The organism is Mycetocola sp. 2940, from assembly GCF_040548835.1.
In the GTDB taxonomy this organism is placed as follows: domain Bacteria; phylum Actinomycetota; class Actinomycetes; order Actinomycetales; family Microbacteriaceae; genus Mycetocola_A.
Window position 1 is genome coordinate 59,409 of sequence record NZ_JBEPSK010000002.1, and the last position, 23,178, is coordinate 82,586.

Genomic DNA, 23,178 nt, shown 5'->3' on the forward strand with positions numbered 1-23,178 from the left:
CGGACGGTCTCGATGCGCACGCGGGGAGGGCGGTTGACGCTGGCCGGTTCGGCCGGTGAACTGTATAGATGACCGCCACCTATGAGCTCCATCGTGGATTCACCCTGACGCGCGTCCTCGACGCGCCCCAGGACAGCGCCTTCCGAGCCTGGACAGACCCGGACCACCTGCACTGGTTCTTCAACCCTGCCCAGCCGACCCCGGCGGAGCCGATCAAGGTCGACCTGACCGTCGGAGGCGAGTGGCGGCAGCGGATGGTCGTCGACGGGGCAACGAGCTACATCACCGGAGGCATCTACCGCCAGATCACGCCGCCCGGCCGGCTCTCCTTCTACTGGGGCGCGGTCGGCGGGTGGCCCGAGATCGACCGCGCCCATCTGGACGATGGCCCGCTTGCGACGGTGGTGCTTGGCAATCGCGGCGAGCTGACCGAGATGGTGTTCACCCTGGCGCTGCCGGATTCGTGGCCAGCAGACCGGGTCCGGGTGTGGGAGACAGATGGCCCGCACGATGGCTGGAGCCAGACCCTCGACCGGCTCGTGGACGCCGTGGGGCAGCCCGAACTGGAGGGCCACGCCGCACTATAACTTTGCCGACGGCATCCGTCGACCCTCTGGCCTGAATTGAACCGTGCGTGGAACCTTGAAACCCGGGTTGTGCCCGGCAATCCTGAAGGGGCGACATGAGCACGGATTCGAAAACCAACGACAAAGGCCGCGAAGACAGCGTGGCCAAGGAGCGGAACGCTCCGGACCCGGAGGACTCGCGTAAACCAGACGACCCCACCGATGTGAAGAAGCCAGCGTGGGGATATGTCTTCAAGCGGACCCTGCGCGAATTCGGCAGTGACAAGTGCACCACCCTGGCGGCTGCACTGACCTACTACGCGGTGCTCGCGATCTTCCCCGCCCTTCTCGCCCTGCTCTCGCTCATCGGTCTGTTCGGTCAGGCCGAACAGACCACGCAGATGCTGCTCCAGATCGTGGAAAGCCTCGGGGATGCCTCAACCGCCGAGACGCTCCGTCAGCCGATCGAACAACTCGCAAGTTCCGATACGGCCGGACTGGCACTCGTCGTCGGTCTGCTCGGGGCGATCTGGTCGGCATCCGGCTACACCAGCGCGTTCAGCCAGGCCATGAACCAGATCTACGAAGTGGATGAGGGTCGGCCGTTCTGGAAGCTGCGCCCCGTGGTCGTGCTCATCACCGTCGTGCTGCTCGTCATCGCGGTGGCGATCATCCTCCTCCTGGTCGTCTCCGGGCCCATCGCCGAAGCCATCGGATCCGCGATCGGACTGGGCGACGCTGCGTTGACCGTCTGGAACATCGCCAAGTGGCCGGTCGTCGCGTTCCTCGCGGTGCTCATGGTCGCCGTGCTCTACTGGGGCACCCCGAACGTGAAGCAGCCGAAGTTCCGGTGGATGTCACTCGGCGCCCTGATCGCCCTCGTTGTGATGGCACTGGCATCGCTCGCCTTCTTCGTCTACGTCGCGAACTTTTCAAACTATGAGAAGACGTACGGCAGTGTCGCCGGTGTCATCGTCATGCTGCTGTGGCTCTGGATTGTGAATCTCTCCCTGCTCTTCGGCGCCGAGTTCGACGCCGAAATGGAGCGGGGTCGGCAGTTGCAGGGTGGGATCGAAGCTGAGGATTCGCTCCAGCTGCCGCCGCGCGACACGAAGGCGAGCGAGAAGAAGCAGGAGAAGGAGAAGGAAGACATCGAGAGCGGGCGCAAGCTGCGTGAAACTGCTGGGAACAGCGCCGACACCGACGAGCACGACGGCGAGGCGGAGGATCACGCCGAATCCAGCACAACCGAAACCAAGACAGCGGAGGGCCGCAAGGCCGAGCGGATTCGGAACGCGGAACGGCGTGAGGCCGAGAAGCGCGACGAGGAGAGCCGCAAGAGCTGACCGTCCCCGAAATATCCCGGCACGCATGCGCCCCGCCATTTCAGCGGGGCGCATGCGTTTGTCGCCGCAATAATGGGACTATGCCCCTGGTCCCTGACTCGCCTGACCCCCGTTTCGTGCTCGCACGCGACAACATCCGCATCGCCACGTATGAGTTCGGCGATCCGGGCGGGCAACCGGTCGTGCTCGTTCACGGCTTCGCCTCGGGCGGGCTTCTGAACTGGCACCACTCGGGCTGGACCCGGGTTCTGGGGCGCGCCGGATACCGTGTGATTGCGATCGACCAGCGCGGGCACGGGGCCAGCAGCAAACCGCACACCCGTGACGCGTACACGATGCCGCTGCTCGTCGACGACCTGCTCGATGTGCTCGACACGTTCATGCTCGACGAGACGCTTTTCGTCGGCTATTCGCTCGGTGCGCGGGTGGGCTGGCAGGCCTGCCTCGAACTGCCGGGCCGCATCACCCACGCCGTCCTCGGCGGCATCCCCGACGGCGATCCGCTCACCCGATTCCGTACCGAGGAGGCGCGGGCCTGCCTCGAGACCGGGGTCGCCCCGACCGACAGGCTGACCGCCGCCTATGTGACGATGGCCAGCGGCATCCGCGGCAACGATCTTGCCGCGCTGATCTCGCTCGTCGAGGGGATGCGCGGAGGCGTTCAGCCCGATCCCGGGAACCCGCCGCAGCAGCCGGTCCTGTTCGCGACGGGAAGTGAAGACTCGATCCTCGAGAAGTCGCGGGCGCTGGCCGGCGCAGCGCCGCACGGGACGTTCTATGAGATCCCCGGCCGCAACCACTTCAACGCTCCGACGTCGAAGGACTTCCGGGCGGCGGCGCTGGAGTTCCTTCAGGTCGACGGCTGATCCCGGGCCGGGCAGAGTCAGGGCGTCGTCTCTTCCGCCGGCGAGATCTTGCGCGGGAGGAACACCGCCGCCGCGAATCCGATCACGCCGACAGCAGCCAGGGCCAGCGAGGCGACCGTATAGTTCTGCCCTGGAGTTTCCGCGATGCCCGCCACGAGGATCGTGCCGGCGATCGCCGTTCCCATTGACGACCCCAGATTCGAGACGCTCCGCGAGAGGCCCGAGATCTCGCCCTGCTTCGACTCGGGGAAGCTCGACTGCACGACGTTGACCGATGGGGTGAGCATCAGGCCGACGCCGAGACCGGTGAGCAGCAGACCAGGCGCGAACGCCCACGCTGTCTGTGAGCCCTGCACGATGAAGAGACCCAGAACCATGCCGAGAACGGTGAGGGCGAAGCCCGCGAGAATGAGTGTCCGTTGCGCGAACCGCTTCGACAGCGGTCCCGCAGCCAGCGACGACACCAGAAGACCCGCGGTTGCCGCGCTGAAGATGATGCCGGTTTCGATGGCGTTGTATCCGCGCACCACCTGCAGGTAGCTGGCGACGACGAAGGAGAACCCCAGCAGCATCAGCCATTGCGCGTTCTGGGTGATCAGGCCGAGGTTCGACGTGCGGTTACGGAACAGGCTCGTCGACAGCAGGGGTTCCTTTCCTGCCCGCTCTTTCGCGCGCACCGACAGGAAGAAGCCGAGAAGCACCAGGGCGCCCGAGGCGATCAGGACGAGCATCAGCACCAGGCTGTCGTCTGTGGCGAGGATGCCGAGGACGATCAGGATGAGGCCCACAGCGGAGAGGATCGCCCCCAGCACGTCGAACTCGCGGGTCGGGTCGGGTGGGAGCGGGTCCTTGATGTTGCGGCTGAGCAGCACGATCACCACGATGATGAGGGCCTGGAACACGAACGCCGCCCGCCAGCTGATCGCCGTCGTGATCAGCCCGCCGATCAGTGGGCCGGCCGCAGATCCGATGCCGCCCATGGCGCTGATCGCGCCGAACGCTTTGGCCCGCGCGCCCAGGTCGTGGAAGAGCATGGTCGTGAGGATGTAGACGGGGGGAATGAGCAACGCCGTGCCGATGCCCTCGAGGATCGAGTTGCCGAGAATCAGGACGGGGAGCCCGGGGGCGACGGCACTGATCAGGGCGCCGATGCCATAGACGATCAGGCCGAGGATGAACAGGCGCTTGCGGCCGTAACGATCGGTGAGCTTGCCGCCCGGGATCATCAACGCCGCCATGACCAGGAGGAAGACGGTGATGGCGATCTGGATGCCCTGCACCGTCGTGTTGAGGTCTTCGCTCATGTCGTTGATCATCACGTTCATGTTCGATCCGGCGAAGCTGCAGATGAACTGCGCGAGCGCGAGCGGGAGGAGCACCCCTCGCGCCTGGGTCTGGACGGTCTTCTCGGTCATGTTCGTGTCCCGTCGTCACGTGAAAGAAGGAGAGAGATCAACCAAAATACGGCGGATGACGGTTATCGAGATCACCCAGCGAGGATGAGGACGCCTTGCGGCGGGGGTTTCTGCGTTGCCCGGTCAAGATCATCCGGCCCGGGTGAGGCCGCAGGCATGACCGGGACGGACACTGGTCAGGTCTTTCCCAAGCCGACAAAAGTGTAGAGGTGATGTTTCGTGGCAACGACAAATGTGCACGGCCCGATCGACTTTCTGTTGATCGAATTCCCACTGGACCAGAAGACCACCGGCAAGACCGCCGCGGCTCTGATGGACCTGATCGAGCGAAGGATCGTCTGGGTCTACGACCTGCTGATCATCGCCAAGGACGAGGACGGATCGGTGGCCGGCATCGAATGGTCGGAGAGCGAGGGCGCCGGGCTTGAAGGCTTCGACGCGCTGGCGTCGGTGCAATCGGGCCTGCTCGACGAAGACGACATCGCCCAGGCCGCTGACGCGATGAACCCGGGCACGGTGGCCGCACTTCTCATCTACGAGAACATCTGGGCCATCCCGTTCGTCGCCGCCGCGCGGGAAGCCGGTGGTGACGTGATCGCCAGTGCCCGCATCCCGGCACAGGACATCATGGACGCGCTCGACGCGGCCGAAGCCGCAGCAAGGAACTGAGGAGAAACAGACATGGGACTGTTACGAGGAGTAGCTCGCACGGCGGTTGTCGCCGGCACAGCGACGGCAGTGAGTGGTCGGGTGCAGCGCCGTCAACAGGCGCGATGGGCTTCGCAGGAAGACCAGGCGCAGCAGGAGGCTTACGCTCAGCAGGCATACGCGCAGCCGGCCTACGACGCACCAGCGCCTGCGGCCGCCGACCCGCTGGAACAACTTCAGAAACTGGGTGAGCTGAAAGCGCAGGGAGTGCTCACCGATGCGGAGTTCGAGGTGCAGAAGGCGAAGCTTCTCGCCGGCTGAGAACCGAACCTCCACGAAGAAGCGGCCCCCACCTGACGGTGAGGGCCGCTTCTTCGTGGAGCAGTGTTACTTCAGCGCCTTGTTGCCCTTGAACTGCAGGTCGGTCGTGCCAACGGCCTTGCCCTTGCCCGTTCCCGGGATTGCGGAGCTGGTCATCGCGAACGTCAGGGTCGCGTGCGCGATGGCATCCGCCATCTGTTCGAGCACGACCGGGTCGATGTTCGTGATGTCGTCGCAGGCCTGGTGGTAACACGGGTCGTATGGAGCGCCCGCGGTTCCGCCGTAAATGGCCGCCTGCTCGGCGCTCTTGATGTCTTCGGCGCCGGAGAACAGGCCGCCGGCCGGGATGCCGTTCTCGATGAAGCCGAAGTAGTCCGAACGTCCGTCGAAGGCGGTCGGCTCACTGGCCAGACCCTGCGACGCGAAGTACTCGACGAAGACTTCTTCGACCACGCTCGAGCCCGTCGGGCCCTTGGTTCCGAAGGCGTCGCCGTCGCCGTCATAGACGAAACGCACAGCGTTCGGCGAGCCGACCATGTCGAAGTTCAGGTTCACGGCGTGATCCTTGATCTCCTTCTTGGTCAGCTGCGCGACGTAGTAGTCGGAGCCGATCAGGCCGTCTTCTTCACCGCTCCAGAACGCGAAGCGCACCCGGTTCACCGGCTCGATGCCCAGTTCGGCCATCTGGATCGCTGTTTCCAGGATCGCGGCGGTTCCCGATCCGTTGTCATTGATGCCGGGGCCTTCGAGCACGCTGTCGAGGTGGCCGCCGACGACGACCGTGCGATCGGTGCGTCCTTCGCTGTCAGCAAGAACGTTGAACGTGTTCACCGTTTCGGTGTGGGCCTCGAACGCGAGGCGCATGGTGAGCCCCTCGATGGCGGCGAGTTCGGCACCCAGCGCGAATGTGGCGCCCACGACCGGGAGCGGGAAGATCGGCGGGTCGAGCGTTCCGAAGAGAAGCCCTTCGCGGTCTTCGGTTTCAGAGACGTTGCCCTGGTTGAAGATGATCACGCCGGTCGCACCGGCCTGCAGCGCGTTCTCGGCCTTCTCGCGGAAGGTGCAGGTTCCGCGCTGGATCAGGGCGATGTTCCCGGACGGGAATGCGGCGAAGTCTTCGTCCTCACATCCGCTCGTCGATGCCCGGTCGCCTTCGAGGTTGATGTCGACGGCGGTCACCGCGGCCGTCACGTCGTCCTCGGAGGCGAAGTCCATTTCGATGTAGTCGACGCCGTACTCGTAGGTCACATCTCCCGGTGCGGTCTGGGCCAGCACGGCGGTGTCCACGATGGTCTTGTCATAGCTGAATTCCTGACGCCAGGTGTCGTAACCGGCGGCCTGCAGTTGGCTCTCCACATATTCGGCGGATGCCACGTGGCCGGAAGTCCCCGCGGCCCTATTGTTGGCGTTCGCCTCGGCGATGGCCTGGAAGGCCTCGAGGTGTTCAATGATGCCTTCTGCTGACACGGCGTCCCGCAGCGCCTGCGAGTCCACAGGGATGGCGGCCTGTGCCGGCCCGGTCACGCCGGCAATGATCATCGCGCCTGCGGCGATCGTCGCCCCGACGCCGATGTGTGCCCTTCGTCTTTCAAACATTCATTACTCCTTCATGGGAAGTGAAACGTGACGGGTTCTCATTGAACCGGCACGATGTGCCAGACCCTACCCCTCCGGCCCCGTCGGCGGGAAGAGTGCGGCGTAAATCACCGAATGAGCACGACGGGCCTCATCTGCGCAAGGGGTAATGAAAAACCTGCCGCGCCTGGCCGCGCGGCTCTACTGTGAATCCATGTCACACGCATCCTCCCCGGCATCCGCTCGATCGGCCGCCTCTCGTCTGCAGGACAACCCCACGTTCCAGCTCATGGCCCGTGTTGGACACGCCGTCAACGGCCTCCTCCACATCCTCATCGGCGGCATCGCCCTCGGCGTGGCTTTCGGCTCCGGCGGCCAGGCCGACCAGGGCGGTGCGCTGGCCGGACTCGCGGCCACCCCCGGCGGAACATTCCTGCTCTGGGTCGTCGCCATCGGCATGTTCGCCCTGGGGCTGTTCCAGGTGCTCGAGACGTTCCTGGTCCGCGGAAACGACAAGGACGCCTGGGTCGACCGGGGCAAGGAGGGTGGCAAAGCCATCGCATACCTGGCGATCGGCATCTCGGCCGCAAGCGTCGCCATGGGAGGCAGCACCGACAGCTCGAGCCAGTCTCAGGGGATCACCGCCCAGCTGCTTGCGTCGCCCGGTGGAGTGTTCCTCGTCGTACTTCTCGGACTCGGTGTCATCGGCATCGGCGTCTACTTCGTCATCAAGGGCGCCAAGAAGAAGTTCCTTGAGGACATCACTCTCCCCGCCGGTACCACAGGCCGCACGGTCAAGACGCTGGGTATGGTCGGCTACATCGCCAAGGGCATCGCGATCGGCGTCGTCGGCATCCTGTTCTGCGTCGCCGCATTCACCCACGACCCCAGCGAAGCCACCGGCCTGGACGGCGCTCTCAAAACGCTGGCCGCTCTGCCGTTCGGCGTCTTCATTCTCGCGCTCGTCGCTCTCGGCCTCATCGCCTACGGCGTTTACTGCTTCGCGCGGGCCAAGTACGCGCGGCTCTGAGTTCCGCGCGATACCTAAAAGGGTCGCGGATGCCGCCCGTCAGGGCGCATAGACAACCTCTTTTGGCATCTCGTGGCGAGTGGGCGGCCGGGAGTATGCTCCCAGCATGTTCGACATCGAGGGAATCGACCCGAGCGTGAAGCCGGTCGCCACCGTCTGCCTCGATTGTGAGGCGGTCGACGGGTGGTGGGTGCACCTGCGGCGCTGCGCCCAGTGTGGCCACATCGGATGCTGTGACAGTTCCCCGTCGAAACACGCGTCCGAACACTACGCCGAAACGGGGCATCCGATCGTGCAGAGCTTCGAACCCGGCGAGGACTGGTTCTGGAACTACCGCAAGAAGCTGCGGTTCTTCGGCCCGAAGCTGGCCGAACCGCGCAGTCGCCCGCCCGACCAGCCGTCGCCGGGGCCGGAAGGCCGGGTGCCGGAAAACTGGCGCGACCTCAGCCCACACTGATGGAGGCGTACACCGCAGCGCAGGTCCGTGCCGCCGAAGCGCCGCTGCTCGCCGCGGGCGTCCCGCTGATGGCGCGGGCGGCGGCAGCTCTTGCGCGCGAGATCCGCCTGCTGCTTCCCGCCGACCGACCCGGCAGCGTGCTGCTGCTCGTCGGCCCGGGCAACAACGGCGGCGACGCCCTCTTCGCCGGCGCCGAACTGGCCTCCCTCGGCAGCGCCGTCACCGTTCTGCCCACCTCCGACCGCCTGCACGACGAGGGACGCGCGGCTGCTGTCGACGCGGGTGCGCGGATGCTGTCAGCCGACATTGCGACGGAGGATACGGCGACCGTCGCCCGGGACTGCGATGTGATCGTCGACGGCATCCTCGGCACCGGAACGAGCGCCAGCACGGCGTTGCGGGGTCGCGCGCGGGAGATCGTCGCTGCGATCCGGACGGTGCTGGCGGGGGAGCATCCGCCGATCGTCGTCGCCGTCGATCTGCCCAGTGGGGTTCATCCGGACGACGGATCGGTTCCTGACCCGACCGTGCTGCCGGCCGACGTGACCGTGACGTTCGGCGCGTGCAAAACGGGGCTGCTCATCGCGCCTGCCGCCGATTACGTGGGCCGGCTCGTGGTGGTCGACATCGGGCTCGGCCCCGAACTCGAGCGGATTGTGGCGGGCGCCTGATCGCTCAGGGCCGCACAGCGACCAGGTCGTCGATCGACACGACGACCGGCGCGGTCGTCGACGAACTGGACAGGTAGACGCTCACCCCGACCGAACCGGCGACCTGCAGCGCCGCGGTGCTGTCGGTCATGGTGCGGTGCCACGCGGATGGCTCCGGCGTTCCGGTCTTCCAGACCTTTGCCTGCACGGTGGTCGGAGACACCCCCACCGTCGACATCCGCACGGTCACGCTGTCACCGGCGGCGATGGTCAGGCCGGGAACGAGGATCCCAGGCGCGATCACCGTCACGGCCGTTCCGGCGGTGCGTTCGAGTGCGATGGTGGCGCGCCCGTCTGACCGCATCACCATCTTCGCCTGGTACGCGGCGGTCGAGCCGACCCGCCGTCCGACAGCCGTCACGTAGGTGCCGCTCCCGGATGCCGCCTTGTCGCTGCTGACCCGGAAGGTCAGGTCGGTGGCGTTCGACGAGACCGCGTTGAGGTAGGCCGCGTTGGTGACGCCGGGCGTCGCGAAGCGGATCCGTCCGGCCCCCGCACTTACCGAGAACGCGGTCGCCGAGCCGGACGTCGTCCACGCCCCGCCGGAATCCGCGGTGCCGAAGCCGTTCGTCACCGTCCGGTTGAAAGTGTCGGCTGCCAACGAGCCCGCCGGCGGGGGACTCGTCACGGTGACGGTCCGGGTCGTCGTCGCCGTCGCGCCCAGGTTGTCGGTGACGGTGAGGCTGATCGTCTTGCTGCCTGCGGTGGCGTAGGTGTGGCTCGCCTGCGCGCCGGTCGCGGTTCCGCCGTCGCCGAAAGCCCAGGCGTACCCGGCGATCGACCCGTCCGGATCCGTCGACGCCCGGCCGTCAACGGCGCAGTCGAGGTTGCTGCACGACGCCGTGAAGGATGCCGTCGGCGGCGTGTTCGCCGGCGGCGCTCCCGCCGTGATCGTGAACTGGTCGGTGAAGCTCGCCCCGGGAATCGGCGCGAATCGCGCGGTCAGGCTTCCCGGCGTGGCCTGGACGTCGATGTTTCCGTACGCCGGATTCTTGTTGAGCCCCGAACTGGAGGCGAAGTAGTTGGTTTCGGTGTCGGTCAGGTTCACGTTCCGGAGAACCTGCCCGCCGGTGCCGACGATGCCGAAGACCGTGCCGGCGCCTTTGCTCATCGCGTTGTCGGCATCCGCGACGCAGGCCGGGTTGTAGCTGCCCGGGTTGACCGCCGTGCAGGCCGTGGAATGCGCCAGCTGGTGAGTGCGCCCGTAGAGATGCTCATGCCCGCTGAGGACGAGGTCGACCTTCTTCGACACGAGCAGGTTCGCGATGGCGGGGCCGACTTCGCAGGTGTACATGCCGATCGACAGGCATGGTTTGTGCATCGCGACGACGACCCAGGGAATGTTCGCCGCGCGGGCGCTGTCGATGGCGGATTCGGTCCACTGGTACCGGGGTGTGCCCGCCGCGTAGGACCAGATGCCGTCCGGGAAGGTCAGGTTCGGCGAGATGCCGATGTAGCGCACGAGCGGGTTCACCTGCGGAACGTCGACGTAGTACTGCTGACCGTACGTTCCGATGACCCCGGGCAGCTGGTTGGGCAGGCAGGCGGAGAAGTTGTTGATGGCGCCGTCTTCACCGTTGCTCTCATGGTTGCCCGTGAGCAGTTCGAACGGGAACCCTGCTCCCACCCGCGACGTGACGAAGTCGCACCAGGATTGCTCGGTGCCGGGCTCGCCGTACGACAGGTCGCCGAGGGCGACGTGGAAGTCCGGCCCGATCGCCTTGATCTCGTTCAGAACGTCGGATGCGCTCTGGTTGGTGCCGAAGTCCCCGGACGCCGTGAAGTGCACGGCGTCCGGAGTCGCGGCGAGTTCCGCGACCGCTGGCTTCGGCCCCTGCGAGAGGGCCGGGATGGCGGCGAGTGAAAGCACGAGGGCAGCGCCAGCCGCCCCTGCTGCAAACGACTTGGCAATACGCATGGGGTGCTCCCTGCACGTCGGGTTGCGTGGCCAGGCGGGTGATGCGCGTCCCCTACAACCGCACATCGAGCGTCTGCCCCGCACATTAGACCCATCGGCCCCGTTCGACAAGAACCTCAAGTGGGGGGCGGATGCCGCTCAGCAGCATCCACAGGACGGCAACCCATAATGGAGGATGCTGCCCGCTGCGCACCCGGCTCACCGGCGGCATCCGTTCGGAGTGACCACGATATGACCGCACCTTTCTCCCGCTACGTCGCGCTCGGCGACAGCTTCACCGAGGGCGTCGGCGACGAGCTGCCCGACGGGCGGGTGCGCGGCTGGGCGGATTTCGTCGCCCTGGGGCTGCAGGCCTCAGCCGACGAACAGATCGGGTACGCCAACCTCGCCATCCGCGGCCGCAAGCTCGGCCCGATCATCGCCGAACAGCTCGAGCCGGCCCTCGCCCTGAACCCCGACCTGCTCACGTTCAACGGGGGCGGCAACGACATCATGCGGCCGAGAGTCGCGATCAGCTGGGTCGTCGACGAGACAGTGAAGCTCGTGCACCGCGCGCTCGAGACGCCGGGGCTCCACATCGTCGTGCTCGCCGGCGCGAACCCGTCGCGGCACCTGCCGATGGGCGGCTTGATGCAGAAGCGTGGCGACCTGCTGGCGGATGCCGTGCTCACCGCGCTGCGCGACACTCCCGTCACCCTGGTCAACAACTGGGCAGACGAGACGCTCACCGACATCCGTTACTGGTCGGTCGATAAGCTGCACCTCAACGCCCTCGGGCACGCCCGCGTCGCGTCGAACGTGCTCACCGGGCTGGGCGTGCCGGTGCCCGAGGAGTGGGGCGTGGAGGAGGTCGCTGCCGCCGGTGCCGGGCCGCGTTCCCGCAACACTGCCGCGTACTACCGCGAGTTCGTGCTGCCGTGGATCGGGCGCCGGGTCACCGGGCGTTCCTCCGGTGACGGGCGGGAGCCGAAGCGCCCGACGCTGCTGCCGGTGGACTGAGCCGGCGCCCTGGCACAACGTCTGGTCATCCGCTTCGGACCGAAGCATCCGGCGCGCCGGGTGTTTTGGTCCGGAGTGGGTGACCCGGCGCGCGCCGCGAGTCCGGACAGGGCCACAGGATGACTTGAGTCGGAGCGACTCAAGTTTTTGAAGCGGGTGGGAATACCCGATCTGGTGCTGCCGTTGAGTTGAGTCGAAGGCACTCAAGTTCCAGGAGGACACATGCCCACATTCTTCGGTCCGGCCGGTTCAGAAAGCGAATCGTTCGACGAATTCCTCGCCCGCTACCTGCAAGGGCAGCGCGCTGCCCAGTCCGGGCGCACGGTCGACATCACCCGGCTGCTGAGCCGCCGCACCCAGGAGGTGCTGGCCGACGCCGCGCGCTTCGCGGTCGAACACGGCCACTCCGAGGTCGATGCGCTGCACGTCCTCCGTGTGCTCGTCGAGAAGCCACCGGTCGCCGACGCCCTCCGCTCGCTGGGCACCGACCCCGCAGCGCTCGCCGAAGCCGTCGAACAACGGCTCCCGGAGAAGGCGGATCGCCAAGTGCAGTCCGCCTCGATCACATCGTCGACGCAGCGTGCCCTGCTTGAGGCGTACCAGGTCGCCCGGGCGTTCGGCTCGACCTACATCGACCCCGAGCACCTCTTCTTCGCGTTCGTGGCCAACCAGGAGATGCCCGCGGGCCAGCTGCTCGGCCAGTTCGGCATCACCCCGGAGTCGCTGCAGGCAGGATACGAATCCGCCCGCGCCCATCACGCCGATGCACCCGGCCAGCCGACGGCATCCGCCACCCCGCTGCTCGACCAGTTCGGCACCGACCTCACCGCGCTGGCTCGCGACGGCAAACTCGACCCGGTGATCGGCCGCACCGACGAGATCGCACAGACGATCGAGATCCTCTCGCGGCGACACAAGAACAACCCGGTGCTGATCGGTGAGGCCGGCGTCGGCAAAACCGCCGTCGTCGAAGGGCTTGCCCAGGCCATCGTCGACAACGACGTGCCGCAACTGCTGCGCGACAAGCGCGTGATCAGCCTCGACCTCGCCTCGATGGTCGGCGGCACCCGGTACCGCGGCGACTTCGAGGAGCGCCTGACCAAGCTGCTCGACGAGATCTCGGCGCACCAGGGTGAGCTGATCATCTTCGTTGACGAACTGCACACCGTCGTCGGTGCCGGCGGCGGTGGCGACAGCGGCGGCATGGACGCCGGCAACATCCTCAAGCCCCGCCTCGCCCGCGGCGAGTTGCACGTCGTCGGCGCGACGACGCTCAAGGAGTACCGCCGCATCGAGAAGGATGCCGCCCTCGAACGCCGGTTCCAGCCGGTGCACGTGAACGAGCCGAGCGTCGCCGACGCCGAGACCATCCTGCGTGGGCTCCGCCCGCGCTACGAGGAGTTCCACGACGTCAGCTACACCGACGAGGCCCTCCGCGCCGCCGTCGACCTGTCCGCCCGGTATGTGACCGACCGGTTCCTGCCCGACAAGGCCATCGACCTGATCGACCAGGCCGGCGCACGGCTGCGCCTCCGAAAGGCTCCCAAGGTCGACACCACGGCGATCCGCGACCACGTCGCCACGCTCGAGGCGTCAAAGGACGAGGCGGTCGCGGCCGAGCACTACGAAGAAGCGTCCCGGCTGCGAGACGAGATCGAGGTGCTGACCCTGCAGATCGCCGCCGCCGAGTCGACGGATCGAGCGTCAGCGGATGCCGCGGCATCCGCTTCGGTTCCTGCCGTCGTCGGTGAAGCGGAGATCGCTGAGATCATCTCGCGGGCCACCGGCATCCCCGCCACCCGGCTGACCCAGGGCGACCGGGAACGGCTCGGCTCGCTGGAGTCCGAACTGCATGAGCGGGTGATCGGGCAGAACGACGCCGTCGAATCGATCGCGAAGGCTGTGCGTCGCAACCGCACCGGCATGGGCGACCCGAACCGGCCGGTCGGCAGCTTCCTGTTCCTCGGCCCGACCGGTGTCGGCAAGACCGAACTCGCCAAGGCTCTGGCCGCGTCGCTGTTCGGTGACGAGAGCGCCATGCTTCGGTTCGACATGAGCGAATTCGGCGAACGGCACACGGTGTCGCGGCTCGTCGGTGCCCCTCCCGGATACGTCGGCTACGACGAAGCCGGTCAGCTGACCGAGCGCGTGCGCCGCAACCCGTACTCGGTGATCCTGCTCGACGAGATCGAGAAGGCACACCCCGACGTGTTCAACCTGCTGCTGCAGGTGCTCGACGACGGTCGCCTGACCGACGGCCAGGGCCGCACGGTCGACTTCCGCAACACGGTGGTCATCATGACCTCGAACATCGGCTCGGAGTTCCTCGCCAGCCGGAGCGGTGCGCTCGGCTTCGTCGCGGACTCCGCTGACGGCAGCGGCTTCGGTTCGGAGAAGGCGCTTCGCGACCGGGTGATGGGCAAGCTGCGTGAGGCGATGCGTCCCGAGTTCCTCAACAGGATCGACGAGGTGGTGCTGTTCGGCAAGCTGGAACAGTCGCAGCTGCACGACATCGTCCGGCTCTTGCTCGCGCGCACGGCCGCACGGCTCGGCGCCCAGGGCGTCGAGTTCAGCGCGACCGATGATGCCGTCGACTGGATCGCGACCCGCGGCTACGAACCCGAGTACGGTGCCCGTCCGCTGCGCCGGGTGATCCAGCGCGAGGTCGAAGACCGCATTGCCGGGCTCATGGTCGACGCAGAGTTCGACGCCGGGTCGTCGATCGCGGTGTCGGTCGGGGGCGACGAGCTGCTCGTCGAGCGTCGGCCGGTCGAGGCGCGGGTGGCTGCGTAGGGCTGGGAGTTCGCCACACTCCGCTCGCTTGAGGGAGCGCCAGCGACCGAAGCGTGCGCCCTGCGCGTCGAGCGTGCGGGGCCTCGGCGTCGTCGCTGCGCTCCTCCAGCGAGCGGGCCGAGCTCCGGGTCAGGCGGTCTGCGCGCTGAGCACCCCGAGTACGGCGAGCGCGTAGGCATCCGGAGCCGTTGCGGCGTCGAAACGCAGCTTGTGCCCGCCGCGGTCGATCTCGACCACCCACATCTCGTCGACGCGCAGCAGAAAACTGAACGTCGAACCGAGAAGCTCACGGAGTTGATCCTCCCGCGGCAGCCATAGCGTCTTCTCCAGGGCGACGGAATCCAGCGCCCACTCGGTCGTGCCGTTGAAACCCAAGATCGTCCCGGTGTCGTAGTCGTGCGGTTCGATCGTCATGTCGCTGACCGTGAACACTTCACCCTCGAACTCGGTGGTGTCCAGGCAGAACTGGTCGCCCGACTCGGGAATCCAGCCGAGCCCGGCGGCACGCAGCTGGTGCGCCAGCGTTACGGATGTCGTCGTGACCGTCATTCCTGAATCGTGACACTCATGTATGAGAATCGACCGCGAATTGCTGACAATGCGGGGGTGCGCCGGCGGGTGAACACCCTCATCTGCAGCAACTCGCGGGGGGTGCGAGGGTCACATCCGGTAGTCGTACTCCGTCGGCAGCGGGTCGGCAGACCCGACCGCCGCCTGGTACTCGTTCCACACGTCCTCGAGCAGCGAGTCACCCTCCCGCAGGTCGAGGATCACGAGCTTGCGGTCGAGGATGCTGCGGCACCGGTCGACATCCCCGGTCGCCAACGCGGCGCGCGCCCCGGCGAGAAGAACTCGCCCGTCCTCGCGCTGCCTGGACGGAAGGGACTCGATCACCGCCAGAGCCTCCGCGGCCTGCCCGTCGCGGTGCAAAACCGAGAGCAGCTCCCGGGTCAGCGGGAGCAGGTCCGGCGCCAGTTCACGCGCCGAACGGTAAGAGCCGACGGCCTCAGCGCAATTGCCGCGGTCCGCGGCCAGCGCACCCAGGTTCCGCAGCGCCCACGCGTTGGGTGTGCGGTCGACGGATGCCTGCCACAACTCGCCGGCTTCGGCGAACGACCCTGACGCGGCCGCGATCACCCCGAGGTGGAGCAGAGCGAGCCAGTCGTCCCGCCGCCGGAGCAACGGCACCCAGCGCGGGTCGATCTGGTACGAGCGGGGCGGTTGTGACGGGTCGAGTTCGGCAGCGCTTGCGGGCTCGCCGGCCAGCAGGCGCAACCAGTACTGCTCGTCCGGGCCGACAGCGTCCGCCGGGAACGGCGTGCGCGGGTCGATCGGGTCGCGGCCCTCATGCCGGCGCAACTCGTTCTCGACCGCGCCCCAGCCGGACCCGCCCGGGATGATCTCGACGAGCAACTCATCGGACTGGTCCCGACCGTGGAGGGCCGTGAGCCGCTCCTCAACGCCCCGGCCGGCAAGGTTCTCGGCGACACCGGCGGTCGCCGCCGCCCAATCCTCCGAGTGGGCCACCGCGACGTCGAGCTGCAGTGCCCCATACACCTCGACCCACGACCACTCGGTGTCGGCCGGCATCCGCAGGTATTCGAGCTGGGTCCGCGCCAGCCCTGCCTGGATCTCACAGTACGAGCCCGCCCCCGACACCCACTGCTGCCAGTGCCGCCCGCCCCGGTCCTGACCCCAGGCGAACAGTTTGCGTCCAGGCAGGTTTGCCGTCGACGCCTGCACGAGACCGAAACCGGTGCCGTCCACCGCGGCGACCCACGGCATCCGCGTGCCTGCCGTGTCGAAGAAGTAGTCGACGGTGTTCGAGGTCCGGGCCGGCCAGGTGATGTCGACGCCGTCCACGACCGGAACCGGAACCGAACTGAGCACGCGCTCGTGCCCGTACCTCCATGCGGATGCCGCCGGGGCGAGCACGCGCGTCGAATCCTGCTGGGGAACGGCCGTGTTCGACCACCAGTACATCGGCGTCGCGCGGGATGAATCGTTGAGAATCGTCCCGCGGATGAACAGCTCACGCGAGTCGTCGGGCAGCCACGCGTCGACGCGGAAGCTGACGGAGCGGATGCGCTCGAATTCGAAGAACCGGAGCCCCACCTCGCCGTTCGGGCCGCTGAGCGCTGCGGCGTGGACGGGCGAACTGGTGAACGGGGAGTGCCCGATCATGCCGATGTTCCACTCCACCCCGCCGGCGAACCAGGCGTTGCGGAGGGCGAGGTTGCGGAACCGGATCGCCTCGTTCTGGTGCAGCAGTTCCCGGTCGGTCGCACGGTCGAGAAGCGACCAGAGCCGCCCGCCGAGCCCCGGCAGGAATGTCGCCGTCAGGTGCTCGTTCTCGAGCACGATGGTGGCATGCTCCTGCAGCTGCTCACGGGCGAGGTACCCGTCCTGGTCGAGGTAGGGCAGCGCGGTCTGAGCCCGGCTCCGTCGCTCGTCGACGCCCTCCCCGTCGATGTTCTCGGCATCCTCGAACCCCGATTCCGCGTGGATGTCGCCGCTGCCGAAGATGTTCGGCAGCGGATTCGCCGGCCCCCACAACGAGGTCGGCAGGGTCAGGGTGCCTCGGCGGATCGATGTCACCGTGGGTCCTTTCGGGTTGCGCGATGTGCGGTGGACGGGAACGCTCAGGCTCGTTCCTCGAGCGGCACGGTTTCGCCGCTGATGAGCGACTGGCGAGCTGCCAGCGCGACCTCCAGGGCGCGGACCGCGGATGCCGTCGGGCTGAAGCCCGGATCGGTCGCGGTCCGCACACACTCGAGAAAATACTCCGCCTGCCGCCGATACGGGTCGAGCGGCGCGAGCGTCGTGCTGCTGGCCCCGTTCGCGGTGGCGAGCCGGTACGCATTGACGCCGGAGGTCCCGCCCGCCGCTGTCGGGGCATCCGCCGAGAATTCGTAATCGAGGAGCCCAGCGGTCCCGACGAGGTTGAGCGAGGTCGTGAACGGTGCTCCCGCCGGGACGCCGGCGAAGGTGAGGACCTGCCCGATTGCTCCCGAGCGGTAGTCGATCGTCGTCTCGATCGGGCCGAGTGGGTCGTTCGCCGTGCTCGTCACGGCGACCGGCGGGCCGAGGAACAGATTCATCTGGTCGAAGTCATGGATGCCGACGTCGACCACGACGCCGCCGGACTTCTCGTCGTCGTACCACCACGCGGAGTCCGGTTTCGTGATCAGCCGCCGGGCGCGGGCTGAGAGGACCGTGCCGATCCGGCCGGCCTCGACGTCCTCGCGGGCGCGCCGGTAACCCTCGAAGAAGCGGACGACATGCGCGACCATGAAGGTTCTGCTGCTCGCGGATGCCGCCGCCGAGATCGCGAGGGCATCGGCGATGGTGAGGGCGATGGGCTTCTCGAGCAGCACGTGTTTGCCGGCGTTCAGCGCGCGGACGGCGATGTCGCGGTGCGTGGTCGTGGGGGTGCAGACCGACACGATGTCGACCTCCGGGTCGGCGAGGACGGAGGCGAGGTCGGTGACCACCCGCGCGGCCGGCGCCTCGGCGAACCCCGACCCCTCCCGCCGACTGCAGATGTAACGGATGCCGTCGCCATGCCCGAGCGCAGCCCAGGCCGCCGCATGTGTGCGCCCCATGTATCCGGCGCCGATGATCGCGATGGTGGTCATGGCATCCTTTCGGCGCGCGTCGATGCGGCGTGACCACCATTCTGTCGGTTGGGCGGTTGCCGCCGATAGCTTCGTGCGGCCCTGCGACCGACTGGATGAGATGCCAGTAGTGGCCCAAAACGCTCGCTTTTCGGGCCACTACTGCCATCTCGATGCCCCTTGCGGGCAGTCGAGCCGTGGAGCACCCTCGAACCATGACCGATCACATCGCCCGCGCCGAACGCGACATCGCCGCACCGCCTGAGACGGTGTGGGACGTCCTCACCGACCCGGGCCCGAACCCCGAGATCATGTTCGGGGCCCGGATCGAGTCCACCTGGCGCGTCGGCGACCGCATCAGCTGGTCCGGGGAGTGGGAGGGCAAGGCGTATGAAGACCACGGTGAGATCCTCGAGATCGAACCGGGTCACATCCTGCGCCTGACGCACTTCAGCCCGCTGACCGGGCAGGAGGATGTGCCCGAGAACTACCACCAGCTCGAATACCGGCTCACGCCGACGGCATCCGGCACCCATGTGACGCTGACCCAGGACAACAACCCGACAGCAGAGGCCGCGGAACACTCGACCGGGATGTGGCGTTCGATGCTCGACGGGCTGGCGAGTGTGGCGGAACGCGCCTGACCGGCAAGCTCACATCCGGGGGAAGTCCTCAGGGCCAAAACTCGACTCGCCAGCGAGAGTCGGGTCGTAGTCCAGCCCGAACTCGTCGTGGCCGCGGTCGTCCGATCGCGTGCGTGCTGGTCCCGTAGTCATCCGTACAGTGTAGGTACAAGTAAGGCTGCTGTCTGTACCCCGACGAGGGTGCTCAGTCGGCTGCCGACCAGCGTGACCGTTTCTCGGCATCCGCCGCCGCGTACTCCGCGGTGACGCTCTCGATCACCGACGGGGATTCGGGTTCTTCGAGAAGCCCGCGGATGTCGTCCGCGGTCAGGGCGGAACTGAACACGGCGTCGTCGTCCATCACCGCGTTGAACAGCTTCGCCTTCTGTGCCTTCAGCGCCATCACCTTCTCTTCGATGGTGCCGTTGGCGACCATCCGGTAGACCATGACGTTCTTCGTCTGCCCGATCCGGTGGGTGCGGTCGACGGCCTGCGCCTCGGTGGCCGGGTTCCACCATGGGTCGAGCAGGAACACGTAGTCCGCCTCGGTGAGGTTGAGGCCGAACCCGCCCGCCTTGAGGCTGATGAGGAAGATCGGGGCGACGCCGTCCTTGAACTTCCTGATGACATCCGCCCGTCTCGTCGTCGACCCGTCGAGGTACGCGTACGGGATGCCCTCGGCGTCGAGCCGCGCGGCCGCCTTGCCCAGGAACGACGTGAACTGGCTGAAGATCAGCGCGCGGTGGCCCTCGGCGAGCACATCCTCGAGCTGCTCGAACAGGGCGTCGAGTTTCGACGACGGCACGTGGGCGTACGACTCGTCGACGAGCGAGGCGTCGAGGCTGAGCATCCGCAACAGGGTGAGCGAGCGGAACACGATGAACCGGTTCTTGTCCATGTCGTCGAGCAGGCCGAGCAGCTTCTGCCGTTCGCGCTGCAGGAACGTGTCGTAGAGCTTCTTGTGTTTCGGGTTGAGGTCGATGGTGAGCACCTGCTCCTGCTTCGCGGGCAGGTCGGTGGCAACGAGTTCCTTGGTGCGACGCATCATCAGCGGGCGGATGCGACGCCGCAGCCGGGTGAGGAGCTCCGGCCGGTCGCCGCCCTCGATCGGTTTGGCGTATTCGTCGAGGAACCGGCGCGCCGACGGGAACAAGCCGGGCGCCACGACCGCGAACAGCGACCACAGTTCGAGCAGGTTGTTCTCCATCGGGGTGCCCGTGATGGCGAGTTTGAACGGCACATTCAGGTCTCGGACGGACTGGTGCACCTTAGCCGTGCGGTTCTTCACGAACTGGGCTTCGTCGAGGATCAGCCCAGCCCACTCGTGGTCGGCGTAGGCGTCGAAATCGAGCCGGAACAGCGTGTACGAGGTGATGATGACATCCGCGCTGCCGACGTCGATGACCGGCCCGCTCTTCGCCCGGGTGGCGGTGATGGTGCGCACGTCGAGGTCGGGGGCGAAGCGGTGCGCTTCGATCTGCCAGTTCGAGACGACGGATGTCGGGGCGACGACGAGGAACGGCCGTCGCTTCTCCGGGGCGGTCGCGTCCTTCGCGTGTGCCATCAGCGCGAGGGTCTGCAGGGTCTTACCGAGCCCCATGTCGTCGGCGAGGATGCCGCCGAGCTGGTGCTTCCAGAGGAACGCGAGCCACGCGAAACCGTCGAGCTGGTACGGGCGGAGGGTCGCCTGGATGCCGGAGGGCAGCGGGGTCTGCTCGACCGTGGTGAGCTCGCGCAGGCCGCTCACGGTCGCCTGCCAGGACGCCGCCTGTTCGGATTCGTCTGCGAGATCCTCGAGGTCCTCCCAGAGGCTCGACTGGTAACGGCTGATCCGCATGCCGGTGTCCCACTCGGCGAGGGATCGGGCCTCCTCGATCAGGTCGTGCAGTTGTTCGAACGCGGGGTGCTCGAGTGACAGGTAGCTGTTGTCGACGAGAAGCAGCTTGGTCTGGCCCTTCGACAGAGCTTTGAACAGGGGGCCGAACGGAATCTTCTGGCCCTCGATCGTCACGACGACGCCGAGGTCGAACCAGTCACGCTGGTCGGTCTCCACCGTCGTGATCTTGAGCTTCGGCGCCTCGGTCAGTTCGCGGTAGTCGGGGCGGATGCCGGTGACGTCGACCCGCACGCCCTCGGTCGCCTCGATGCCCGGCAGGATCTTGTCTGTGAACTCGGCGGCGTCGAGCCCGACCAGGGTTTGCGATTCCAGCGGCGTGATGGCGCGCGCCCGTTCGGCGATGGCGTGCTCGACCTGCAGGTCGCGGAGGCTGGAGTCGTGCGCTGTCGCGTAGAGCGGCATCCGGGTGGTCGTCGTGCCTTCGGTGTACTCCCAGTCCCAGGCCAGGGCGAGGGTGTGCTTGGCCGAGAAGATCGCGGTGAGCACGAGGGCCGGTGGCACGACCGGCGGAAAGTCGACGGTGGCATCCGTCGAGGTGATCGGGATGGTGTGCCGCAACCGCGGGTAGAACTCGGTGAGGAACTCGTCGATGTCCGCGGCCGGAACGACGACGTTGCTCGAGGCGCCGACGAGGCGTTTCTGTTCATCGGTGAGGCGTTCGGGCGTGGGGGCGAGGATGAAACGCGCCGTCGGCTCGAGCGCGTAGGCGTAGACACCATGGTCGCCGAGGAGCCCGGCGGACTGCGGAGGGTGCTGGACGCCGTCGATGCTGAGGGTCGCGTTGAGGTGCAGGTCGGTGTCGGCGGTGGCGTCAAGGGAGACCGAGGCGGCGGTCCCGATGGTGACGACGGCGTCCTTGCGGCTGCCGACCAGCTCGATCCCGAGGGAGGTCGCCTCGGCGAGAAGGTTCCAGAGCAGCGGGCTGTTGAAGTCGTCGAGGTAGAGCCAGTCGAGGTCCTGGCCGACGGCGTAGACGTTGCGGGCGGCCCGGTGCAGTGCGGCGAACTGGCTGAACCAGCGATGCTGGGCCGGGTCGAGGCCGAGCCGGTTGACCTGGTAGCTGAACGTGTTCCAGCCGACGTTCGTGCGCACCCAGTTGCCCTTGGCGTTGCGGATCACCGGCCGAACTCCGAGCCGGTATTCGGCGACATCCGACGTCGACTTCGCGGTGCGGGCGGTGGGCCCGTTCCAGCGGTGCTTCGACCGGGGCGTCTGCTCGCGCAGTTCGAACTGCAGACCCATCGGTGTCGGCAGGGTCCCGGATGCCGTCGGGTGGCCGGTCAGCGCCCCGACGGCCGACTTCCACGCCGGAAGTGGCGGCCCGGCCGGTTCCGGCGCAGCCCGGGAAGCGCTCGGCCAGCTGGTCTCACCCTCGTACCACGAGTCGGCCTCGTGCATCTGGCGTTCGATCCAGGCGCGATCATGCGCGGCGGCATCCGTCGGGAAGTCGGGCGCGATCTCGCCGAGGCCGGACGGGGGCAGCGCGATGCTCTTCACCGCAAGGGCGTTGCTGGCGAGAAGGGCCGCGGCAACGTGTTTGCAGTCGAGGTGCATCGGGCAGGTGCAGCTCGATGACGTGGGCCGGCTGAAATCCTTGCGGGCCGGGGCCAGGCTGACCTGGCAGCGGTAGGGGCGCGGCGACGTTCCATGCACTTCGGCGGTGAGGCTCCGGGACTCGTCGTCCCAGTCGAGCGTGGTGACGGCGCCGGTACGGGCGTACGCGGTGGCGCGATTGAAGGCGGCGTTGCCGACGAGGCGGATGATGTCCGTGACATCCACCAGGGGAGCGGCGGGAGTCGACATCCTTCTATCTTGTCATCCTTCGGGCTGCGGCTCCGCCGTATCCCTCAAGGAACCGGGACGGCAGTCGACCCCCGCAGCCCAGATCGACCTAGTCCGCGGGGCCACCCGACGCGGTGTCCTTGGCGGTGTCGTCGTTCGCCGTGGTGTTCGTGCCTGAACCGTCAGGGATGCCCTCGGCCGACTGCCCTGGGCGGTTCGTTTCGTCGTGGTGCGAACGGTCGCGGGGCTTCGGGTGTTCGGTCTGCTCGTTGTCAGTCATGGCCCCACCGTACGCGGCCCGGGGGCGCGCGCGATAGAGCGGCGCGGCATCCGCCCCTGTTGTGCTAAACGGGTTCAGCGGGCAGGTCCGCCCGATGCGGTGTCATCGTCGGAGTCCGGGTGTCCGTCAGATCCGGACCCATCTGGGATGCCGTCAGCAGGCTGACCGCGGCGCTTTCGAAGGGGTGCTTCGGGCGCTTCGGCCGGTTCGGCGACGGCGTTGTCGCTGTTGTTCATGCCTCAACGGTACGCCCGGTGCGGCGCTCCCGGAAGGGTATTTCGAACCGTTCGCACTCTTCCCTGTTGGCTGTCACCGTCCTGTCGGTGGCTGCCGCT

The 23,178-nt window shown here is 67.4% G+C and carries 21 protein-coding genes; 11 read left to right on the forward strand and 10 right to left on the reverse strand.

The window, feature by feature from the left end; genetic code table 11:
* Positions 1-68: 68 nt before the first annotated feature.
* The 3 genes from ABIE24_RS02660 to ABIE24_RS02670 all read left to right on the forward strand — a co-directional run bounded on the left by ABIE24_RS02660 (position 69) and on the right by ABIE24_RS02670 (position 2,778).
* Complete coding sequence (locus tag ABIE24_RS02660) at positions 69-587, forward strand: SRPBCC family protein (protein WP_354496549.1); 519 nt, start codon at positions 69-71, stop codon at positions 585-587.
* 95 nt (positions 588-682) lie between these two features.
* Positions 683-1,912, forward strand: a complete 1,230-nt coding sequence (locus ABIE24_RS02665; RefSeq protein WP_354496551.1) for a YhjD/YihY/BrkB family envelope integrity protein — start codon at positions 683-685, stop codon at positions 1,910-1,912.
* Between the two features lie 80 nt (positions 1,913-1,992).
* Positions 1,993-2,778 carry an alpha/beta fold hydrolase gene (locus ABIE24_RS02670; RefSeq protein WP_354496552.1) on the forward strand — a complete coding sequence of 262 codons (786 nt, stop codon included), beginning with the start codon at positions 1,993-1,995 and terminating at the stop codon, positions 2,776-2,778.
* A 17-nt stretch (positions 2,779-2,795) separates the two neighbouring features.
* Here the strand turns inward: ABIE24_RS02670 and ABIE24_RS02675 are convergent, their stop codons facing one another.
* Positions 2,796-4,193, reverse strand: coding sequence for an MFS transporter (locus ABIE24_RS02675; RefSeq protein WP_354496554.1), 1,398 nt, complete (start codon positions 4,191-4,193; stop codon positions 2,796-2,798).
* A gap of 219 nt (positions 4,194-4,412) precedes the next feature.
* Here ABIE24_RS02675 and ABIE24_RS02680 point away from each other — a divergent pair, with 219 nt between their 5' ends.
* On the forward strand, positions 4,413-4,862 hold the full coding sequence (locus ABIE24_RS02680; RefSeq protein WP_354496556.1) for a DUF6325 family protein: 450 nt from the start codon (positions 4,413-4,415) through the stop codon (positions 4,860-4,862).
* A gap of 12 nt (positions 4,863-4,874) precedes the next feature.
* On the forward strand, positions 4,875-5,162 hold the full coding sequence (locus ABIE24_RS02685; RefSeq protein ID WP_354496558.1) for an SHOCT domain-containing protein: 288 nt from the start codon (positions 4,875-4,877) through the stop codon (positions 5,160-5,162).
* Positions 5,163-5,228: 66 nt separating this feature from the next.
* Here ABIE24_RS02685 and ABIE24_RS02690 read toward each other — a convergent pair whose 3' ends face one another.
* Positions 5,229-6,758: a M20/M25/M40 family metallo-hydrolase gene (locus ABIE24_RS02690; RefSeq protein WP_354496560.1), complete on the reverse strand. Its 1,530-nt coding sequence runs from the start codon at positions 6,756-6,758 to the stop codon at positions 5,229-5,231.
* Between the two features lie 193 nt (positions 6,759-6,951).
* Here ABIE24_RS02690 and ABIE24_RS02695 point away from each other — a divergent pair, with 193 nt between their 5' ends.
* The 3 genes from ABIE24_RS02695 to ABIE24_RS02705 all read left to right on the forward strand — a co-directional run bounded on the left by ABIE24_RS02695 (position 6,952) and on the right by ABIE24_RS02705 (position 8,895).
* Positions 6,952-7,767 carry a DUF1206 domain-containing protein gene (locus tag ABIE24_RS02695; protein WP_354496562.1) on the forward strand — a complete coding sequence of 272 codons (816 nt, stop codon included), beginning with the start codon at positions 6,952-6,954 and terminating at the stop codon, positions 7,765-7,767.
* A gap of 106 nt (positions 7,768-7,873) precedes the next feature.
* Positions 7,874-8,224 carry a UBP-type zinc finger domain-containing protein gene (locus ABIE24_RS02700; protein ID WP_354496564.1) on the forward strand — a complete coding sequence of 117 codons (351 nt, stop codon included), beginning with the start codon at positions 7,874-7,876 and terminating at the stop codon, positions 8,222-8,224.
* Entirely contained in the window at positions 8,224-8,895 is a 672-nt protein-coding gene (locus ABIE24_RS02705) for an NAD(P)H-hydrate epimerase (RefSeq protein ID WP_354496566.1), read from the forward strand. The genes ABIE24_RS02700 and ABIE24_RS02705 overlap by 1 nt, the downstream gene beginning before the upstream one ends.
* A 4-nt stretch (positions 8,896-8,899) precedes the next feature.
* On the opposite strand, the gene ABIE24_RS02710 is transcribed toward ABIE24_RS02705, so the two are convergent.
* On the reverse strand, positions 8,900-10,852 hold the full coding sequence (locus ABIE24_RS02710; protein ID WP_354496567.1) for a PKD domain-containing protein: 1,953 nt from the start codon (positions 10,850-10,852) through the stop codon (positions 8,900-8,902).
* A gap of 231 nt (positions 10,853-11,083) precedes the next feature.
* Between ABIE24_RS02710 and ABIE24_RS02715 the strand changes: the two genes are divergently transcribed.
* Together ABIE24_RS02715 and ABIE24_RS02720 are read left to right on the forward strand one after the other, a co-directional pair.
* On the forward strand, positions 11,084-11,851 hold the full coding sequence (locus ABIE24_RS02715; RefSeq protein ID WP_354496569.1) for an SGNH/GDSL hydrolase family protein: 768 nt from the start codon (positions 11,084-11,086) through the stop codon (positions 11,849-11,851).
* 222 nt (positions 11,852-12,073) lie between these two features.
* Positions 12,074-14,644, forward strand: a complete 2,571-nt coding sequence (locus ABIE24_RS02720) for an ATP-dependent Clp protease ATP-binding subunit (RefSeq protein WP_354496571.1) — start codon at positions 12,074-12,076, stop codon at positions 14,642-14,644.
* A 129-nt stretch (positions 14,645-14,773) separates the two neighbouring features.
* Here ABIE24_RS02720 and ABIE24_RS02725 read toward each other — a convergent pair whose 3' ends face one another.
* From ABIE24_RS02725 to ABIE24_RS02735, 3 genes are all read right to left on the reverse strand, one after another.
* On the reverse strand, positions 14,774-15,193 hold the full coding sequence (locus ABIE24_RS02725; RefSeq protein WP_354496573.1) for a hypothetical protein: 420 nt from the start codon (positions 15,191-15,193) through the stop codon (positions 14,774-14,776).
* 111 nt (positions 15,194-15,304) lie between these two features.
* Positions 15,305-17,242 (reverse strand): DUF5107 domain-containing protein, encoded by a 1,938-nt coding sequence (locus ABIE24_RS02730; RefSeq protein WP_354496575.1) that lies wholly within the window; start codon positions 17,240-17,242, stop codon positions 15,305-15,307.
* A 44-nt stretch (positions 17,243-17,286) separates the two neighbouring features.
* Complete coding sequence (locus ABIE24_RS02735; RefSeq protein ID WP_354496577.1) at positions 17,287-18,282, reverse strand: Gfo/Idh/MocA family protein; 996 nt, start codon at positions 18,280-18,282, stop codon at positions 17,287-17,289.
* A gap of 194 nt (positions 18,283-18,476) precedes the next feature.
* Here ABIE24_RS02735 and ABIE24_RS02740 point away from each other — a divergent pair, with 194 nt between their 5' ends.
* A complete protein-coding gene (locus ABIE24_RS02740) occupies positions 18,477-18,905 on the forward strand; it encodes an SRPBCC family protein (RefSeq protein WP_354496579.1) in 429 nt (142 codons plus the stop codon).
* A 9-nt stretch (positions 18,906-18,914) separates the two neighbouring features.
* On the opposite strand, the gene ABIE24_RS02745 is transcribed toward ABIE24_RS02740, so the two are convergent.
* The 4 genes from ABIE24_RS02745 to ABIE24_RS02760 form a co-directional block, all read right to left on the reverse strand.
* Complete coding sequence (locus ABIE24_RS02745) at positions 18,915-19,037, reverse strand: hypothetical protein (RefSeq protein ID WP_354496581.1); 123 nt, start codon at positions 19,035-19,037, stop codon at positions 18,915-18,917.
* Positions 19,038-19,089: 52 nt separating this feature from the next.
* Positions 19,090-22,584, reverse strand: coding sequence for a DEAD/DEAH box helicase (locus tag ABIE24_RS02750; RefSeq protein ID WP_354496583.1), 3,495 nt, complete (start codon positions 22,582-22,584; stop codon positions 19,090-19,092).
* Between the two features lie 88 nt (positions 22,585-22,672).
* Positions 22,673-22,843, reverse strand: a complete 171-nt coding sequence (locus tag ABIE24_RS02755; RefSeq protein WP_354496585.1) for a hypothetical protein — start codon at positions 22,841-22,843, stop codon at positions 22,673-22,675.
* A 74-nt stretch (positions 22,844-22,917) separates the two neighbouring features.
* Complete coding sequence (locus tag ABIE24_RS02760; RefSeq protein ID WP_354496587.1) at positions 22,918-23,079, reverse strand: hypothetical protein; 162 nt, start codon at positions 23,077-23,079, stop codon at positions 22,918-22,920.
* Positions 23,080-23,178: the final 99 nt, after the last annotated feature.

Excerpts from the sequence above, each read along its gene's own strand:
- ABIE24_RS02660 (WP_354496549.1), top strand. The coding sequence starts at position 69 with ATGACCGCCACCTATGAGCTCCATCGTGGATTCACCCTGACGCGCGTC.
- ABIE24_RS02665 (WP_354496551.1), top strand. The coding sequence starts at position 683 with ATGAGCACGGATTCGAAAACCAACGACAAAGGCCGCGAAGACAGCGTG.
- ABIE24_RS02670 (WP_354496552.1), top strand. The coding sequence starts at position 1,993 with ATGCCCCTGGTCCCTGACTCGCCTGACCCCCGTTTCGTGCTCGCACGC.
- ABIE24_RS02675 (WP_354496554.1), bottom strand. The coding sequence starts at position 4,193 with ATGACCGAGAAGACCGTCCAGACCCAGGCGCGAGGGGTGCTCCTCCCG.
- ABIE24_RS02685 (WP_354496558.1), top strand. The coding sequence starts at position 4,875 with ATGGGACTGTTACGAGGAGTAGCTCGCACGGCGGTTGTCGCCGGCACA.
- ABIE24_RS02690 (WP_354496560.1), bottom strand. The coding sequence starts at position 6,758 with ATGTTTGAAAGACGAAGGGCACACATCGGCGTCGGGGCGACGATCGCC.
- ABIE24_RS02695 (WP_354496562.1), top strand. The coding sequence starts at position 6,952 with ATGTCACACGCATCCTCCCCGGCATCCGCTCGATCGGCCGCCTCTCGT.
- ABIE24_RS02700 (WP_354496564.1), top strand. The coding sequence starts at position 7,874 with ATGTTCGACATCGAGGGAATCGACCCGAGCGTGAAGCCGGTCGCCACC.
- ABIE24_RS02705 (WP_354496566.1), top strand. The coding sequence starts at position 8,224 with ATGGAGGCGTACACCGCAGCGCAGGTCCGTGCCGCCGAAGCGCCGCTG.
- ABIE24_RS02710 (WP_354496567.1), bottom strand. The coding sequence starts at position 10,852 with ATGCGTATTGCCAAGTCGTTTGCAGCAGGGGCGGCTGGCGCTGCCCTC.
- ABIE24_RS02715 (WP_354496569.1), top strand. The coding sequence starts at position 11,084 with ATGACCGCACCTTTCTCCCGCTACGTCGCGCTCGGCGACAGCTTCACC.
- ABIE24_RS02720 (WP_354496571.1), top strand. The coding sequence starts at position 12,074 with ATGCCCACATTCTTCGGTCCGGCCGGTTCAGAAAGCGAATCGTTCGAC.
- ABIE24_RS02725 (WP_354496573.1), bottom strand. The coding sequence starts at position 15,193 with ATGACGGTCACGACGACATCCGTAACGCTGGCGCACCAGCTGCGTGCC.
- ABIE24_RS02735 (WP_354496577.1), bottom strand. The coding sequence starts at position 18,282 with ATGACCACCATCGCGATCATCGGCGCCGGATACATGGGGCGCACACAT.
- ABIE24_RS02740 (WP_354496579.1), top strand. The coding sequence starts at position 18,477 with ATGACCGATCACATCGCCCGCGCCGAACGCGACATCGCCGCACCGCCT.
- ABIE24_RS02745 (WP_354496581.1), bottom strand. The coding sequence starts at position 19,037 with ATGACTACGGGACCAGCACGCACGCGATCGGACGACCGCGGCCACGAC.
- ABIE24_RS02750 (WP_354496583.1), bottom strand. The coding sequence starts at position 22,584 with ATGTCGACTCCCGCCGCTCCCCTGGTGGATGTCACGGACATCATCCGC.
- ABIE24_RS02755 (WP_354496585.1), bottom strand. The coding sequence starts at position 22,843 with ATGACTGACAACGAGCAGACCGAACACCCGAAGCCCCGCGACCGTTCG.
- ABIE24_RS02760 (WP_354496587.1), bottom strand. The coding sequence starts at position 23,079 with ATGAACAACAGCGACAACGCCGTCGCCGAACCGGCCGAAGCGCCCGAA.